The organism is Phenylobacterium sp., assembly GCF_025351295.1.
Classification (GTDB): domain Bacteria; phylum Pseudomonadota; class Alphaproteobacteria; order Caulobacterales; family Caulobacteraceae; genus Phenylobacterium.
The window spans coordinates 1-4680 of record NZ_JANXWD010000081.1 but is presented as its reverse complement, the minus strand read 5'-3'; the positions used below and the strand labels follow the sequence as shown (position 1 = coordinate 4680).

Sequence of the window (4680 nt, the reverse complement as noted above, 5' to 3'; positions counted from 1 at the left end):
TTGGATGGCTGATGAGTGCCGGTTCGACTCCGATCCTGACACGGCTCGTCTATTCGCCGCCGAGTGAGGTTTGAAGTTTTCGGGATTTGCTCACCCCGGGTTAGTAATTGGCGGCGATTTCAAACCGCCGATCATCCGACGCTGAACATGTGCTTAGTCTGGTCGCGCCGTTTCGGGCCCCTGCTGGTACGCATACCGGGCGGCTGGGTCTGCTGGCTCTCGCGGATCAGGGTCAGTAGCCCGCCAAGCCGCTTGTTCTCGAGCACCGCCGTCTCTGCGACGCGGCGCAGCTTGTCGAAGGTCCGATAGGGCATGCTGCGGCCCTTGTAGCGAACCTCCAGTCGGCCGTCGGGGAAGTCCACGACCTCGACCCGGCGGCCGATCGCGGCCTGGGCGAACTCGGACGGTTCGATCATGAAAAGGATGTTGTCGTACTGGAGGGTGAGGGACTGTGACAGCGTCCGCTCGGCGCGCCATGTGAAGGCTTCGTCCAGCCGGTCCCTGGGCTGCATGGCCCGGTGCAGGTCCTTGTCGTTGAACGGCGCCTTGGCGAAGCGGGTGTTATAATCGGCCATGAACGCCGGAAGGAAGGCGTTGCCGTCTTCCATGGCGCTGACGCCGGCGAGTCTCAACTCCTTCACCAGGCGGTCCTGCAAGGTCTTGTTGGCGCGTTCGACGCGGCCCTTGGCCTGGCTGGAGTTGGCGCAGATGATCTCGATGCTCAACGCCTTCAGGGCACGTCCGAACTGGGTCATGCCGTCGCCGTGCAGGCCGCTGGGCTTGTTGACCCGGAAGACGGCGTGCTTGTCGGTGTAAAACGCCACCGGCTTGCCGTGCTGTTCCAGATACCGCTGCGTGGCGTTGAAGTAGGCGAAGGTCGACTCCGACTGCACGAACTGCAAGTGCATCAGCCCGCTGGTGGCGTCGTCGATGAAGACGAGCAGGGTGCATTGCGGCCCGCGATCCTCGAACCACCAGTGCTCCGAGCCGTCGACCTGGACCAGCTCACCGACGCACTCGCGCCGATAGCGCGGTTGGTAGACCCGGCCGCGGCGCTTCACGCGATCCGCCCAGAGGCCGGCGTCGAGCATCCACAGTCGCAGCGTCTCGCGGCCGATAATGATGCCGTGGACCTCGCGCAGCTTCTCGGCCGCCAGCGTCGGGCCGAAGTCCGTGTACTTCGTGCGGATCAGCTCCAGCGCCTGATCCTTGAGGCCGGCCGGCGACTGGCGGTTGCTAGGTCGGCCGCGCTTCTTGGAGATCAGCGTCGTGGCGCCATGCTCTTGGTAGGCCTTGGCCAGCCGCTGGACCTGGCGGCGCTCCAAACCGAGCAGATCCGCTGCCGCTGAGGTGGTGAGGCGTCTGCTACCGAGATCGCGCAGGATCTCCAGCCGAGACAGCTCATTGTCGCTCATGAAATGTAACGTCATCCTGGAGGCCTCCCGCGCTGATGCGAGAGAGGGTGACATCTCTAAATGGCACGGTGCGACATTACTAAATGGCGGCTACATATATTTTGCGCATAACAAGCATTATCGGAAATCAGAGGAATATGTTGTCGTATTCTTGATAAGATAGATGCCCTTTATGCGCCATGCACGGCAACGCTGCTGAACACCCGCGCCGAGCGCGGTGAGCGGAAAGTCCTGCAGTGGATCTCAGGCGCGCGCCGCCTCGATCTGCGGCAGGGCCAGTTCCACCAGGTGCATGTAGTCGGTGTGCGGCAGGGCGTCGAAGTCGTCGAGGCGCAGGCGCGCGATGATGTCCGGCACGAGCGCCTGGGGCGACGAGGCTTTTGCGGACTTGGCGGCCATGCCTGCAATATGCGCTGCGCCGGGTTGCGGTTCGATTGCGGCTGGACTCAGGGGGGAGGTTTTCGCGCAATCGGCGGGGATCGGACAACTTCGGCGGCCTCCGGCGCAAGCTTGACCGCGCCCAGTTCTGCAAGGGGTAGCCTTGGAGGCACGGCCGGGCCGTCTGCCGAGTCCAGGCGGGGCCGGAAGAGCATTGGCCCAAATCTCACGAGGAACAGGATGAAAGCCCCCGCCCAGGCAATCGCCGCGGCGTCCATCCCCAGCGCATAGTCGAAAAGGCCGAGCGACGCGGCCACGCGCAGAAGAGCGCCCATGGTCACCAGGGCGTAGATCAGGCTGGTGGGTAGCCCGGCCACGAGCTCACGGCCCGTATGCCCAAGGATCGCGCGCGTCATGACCGCCAGGACCATCGTGCCCATAGCGCCAACCGTCAGGGCGTGGATCGCCGCCGAGCGGGGGACGGGGGCGCCGAGGAGACTGGCGCCCAGGAGGGCGAGGCCGGCGGGAATCCAGAGGTATCCGACGTGGAGGATGAGGACGAGCGGATCGCGCGCGCACCTCAGGCCGCTCCAGCGCGATAACCGCAGGAACTGGAGGCCTGCGGCCGCGGCGAGCAGCCCGCCGGCGGGGGTCCAATCCGGGGCGGCGGTCCAGGCGCCAAGACTCGCGGCGCTTAGGGCCAGCACTGCCAGGTCGAGAGGCGGCGATGGCTTCGGCAGGCCACGCTCAATGCCCTGCTTGACCAGCCAGTTGCGCGTGAACGCGGGGATGATGCGGCCGCCCACCACCGAAATCATCATCACCATGATGGCGAGCGCCGCCCGGATGCCCAGATCGCCATCGGCCAGGAGTCCAGCCGCGCCGGCGTGGTCGGCGCCGTTCGCGACGCCGAGCAACAGGACCAGACCCGCGATCGGCAGGTTGCGGTTCCTCGCCGCGACGATCTCACGAGCAACGAGCCCGGCCAGCACGACGTAGAAGCTGACATCCAGGACGGCCGCCGCCACGGGGCCGGTCCACGCCGAGACGAGCAGCGCCACCCGTCCCGCCGCCCACAGGCCGGCCAGGGCGCCGAGCGGCCAGCCTGCGATCGCCGGGCGACCCGTCCAGTTCGGGATCGCGGTCAGGAGGAAGCCCGCGACAACCGCGCCGACAAAACCGAACAGCATCTCATGGCGGTGCCAGACCAGCGGTGCGAAGGCCGTAGGCAGGGCCGCGACCCCGCCGATCGTCAGCAGCCAGAGGACCAGGGCGATGACGGCCCAAGCCGGGCCTAGGAGAAAGAAGGGCCGAAACCCAAGGCGGAGAAAGGGCGGCGAGACCGCGATCTTCGCGCGGCGACGCGCGAACAGTGGATCTTCCTGCGTGGTCATGGGGCTCGGACGACGACGGGCGCGAGGTCCGGGACAGGCATGTCGGCTGTCTCGCCCTGGCGATGACGGCCGAACAGCGCGCGGACCATGAAGACGGCGAAGGCCACGACGCCGACCGTGAAAACGAGATCGCCCGGCACCCGCATCCAGACCAGCGCCTGCATGACCGGGCTGTGGATCACCTCGGCGCTGCGCGCATAGGCGTAGTCACGCGTGAAGCTCTCATAGGTCTGGATCAGGCCCTGCGGGAAGAGGGACAGGAACACCATCATCGCCAGGCCAATGTTGAGGCACCAGAAGGACGTCTTCAGCAGGCAGTTGCTCCAGCGGGCCGGGTCCGACAGGCCGCGCATGCAGAACAGGGTGAGCCCGATGCCGAGCATGCCGTAGACGCCGAACAGGGCGGCGTGGGCATGGGTCGCGGTCGTGTTGAGCCCTTGCATGTAATAGAGCGCCAGCGGCGGGTTGATGAAGAACCCGAACAGCCCAGCGCCGACCAGATTCCATACCAGCACGCTGGTGAAGAAGGCGAACGGCCAGCGATAGACCTCCTGCCAGCCGTGCCGGTGCTCAAACTTGAGCCGGTTGTAGGCCTCGAAGCCGACGACCATCAGCGGCACCACCTCCAGCGCGGAGAACACTGAGCCTAGGGCGATCACCGCGGTCGGCGTGCCGCTGAAATAGATGTGGTGGAACATGCCGAGCACGCCGCCGCCCAGGAAGATGATCGTTGCCAGCAGCACCGAGGTGGCGGCCACCGACATGCGCACCAAGCCCATCTTCACGAACAGGGCCGAGACGATCGCGGTGGCGAACACCTCGAAGATGCCCTCGACCCAGAGGTGGACCACCCACCAGCGCCAGTACTCCATGACCGAGATGTGGGTGTGCTGGCCGTAAAAGAGCCCGGTCCCGAACAGCAGGCCGATCGAGACCGTGGCGATGGCGACCAGGAAAACCAGGGAGCGGCCGGCCTTTTCCCGGAGCGCCGGCCAGACCCCGCGCAGCACCAGGACGACCCATAGCAGGAGGCCGATGAACAGGTAGATTTGCCAGAAGCGGCCGAGGTCGAGGTATTCGTAGCCCTGGTGGCCGAACCAGAAGTTCACGGTTCCGGCGGGGATCAGGCGGTTGATCGCCGCCCACTCGCCGGCGAACGAGCCGATGACGATGACCAGCAGGCTGACGAACAGGAAGTTCACGCCAAACCGCTGGAACCTCGGCTCCTTGCCGCCGAGCAGCGGGGCGACATAGAGGCCCGTCGCCAGCCAGGCGGTGGCGATCCACAGCACCGCGAGCTGGGTGTGCCAGGTGCGGGTGACCGCGTAGGGGAAATACTCGGCCATCGGCAGGCCGTAGAGGCCCTGCCCCTCGACCGCGTAGTGGGCGGTGACGATGCCGAGCAGCACTTGGGCCAGCAGCATGGCGGTGACAACGAAGAAATACTTGGCGGTCGCGCGCATGGACGGCGTGATCGTGGCGCTGCCGAACAG

Annotated in this window: 4 protein-coding genes; all 4 read right to left on the bottom strand. The window is 66.1% G+C overall.

All coding sequences use genetic code 11. The features are described from left to right. Positions 1-131: 131 nt before the first annotated feature. Positions 132-1430, bottom strand: a complete 1299-nt coding sequence (locus Q0R13_RS11505) for an ISNCY family transposase (protein WP_293903978.1) — start codon at positions 1428-1430, stop codon at positions 132-134. 228 nt (positions 1431-1658) lie between these two features. Continuing rightward, a complete protein-coding gene (locus Q0R13_RS11500; RefSeq protein ID WP_293903976.1) occupies positions 1659-1814 on the bottom strand; it encodes a hypothetical protein in 156 nt (51 codons plus the stop codon). A 47-nt stretch (positions 1815-1861) separates the two neighbouring features. Continuing rightward, positions 1862-3187, bottom strand: coding sequence for an NnrS family protein (locus Q0R13_RS11495; protein ID WP_293903974.1), 1326 nt, complete (start codon positions 3185-3187; stop codon positions 1862-1864). Further along, on the bottom strand, positions 3184-4680 hold a 1497-nt coding region (locus Q0R13_RS11490; RefSeq protein WP_293903972.1), incomplete at its 5' end, for a cbb3-type cytochrome c oxidase subunit I. The genes Q0R13_RS11490 and Q0R13_RS11495, both read right to left, overlap by 4 nt.

Coding starts and splice junctions, on each gene's coding strand:
- Q0R13_RS11505 (WP_293903978.1), bottom strand. CDS start 1,430: ATGACGTTACATTTCATGAGCGACAATGAGCTGTCTCGGCTGGAGATC.
- Q0R13_RS11500 (WP_293903976.1), bottom strand. CDS start 1,814: ATGGCCGCCAAGTCCGCAAAAGCCTCGTCGCCCCAGGCGCTCGTGCCG.
- Q0R13_RS11495 (WP_293903974.1), bottom strand. CDS start 3,187: ATGACCACGCAGGAAGATCCACTGTTCGCGCGTCGCCGCGCGAAGATC.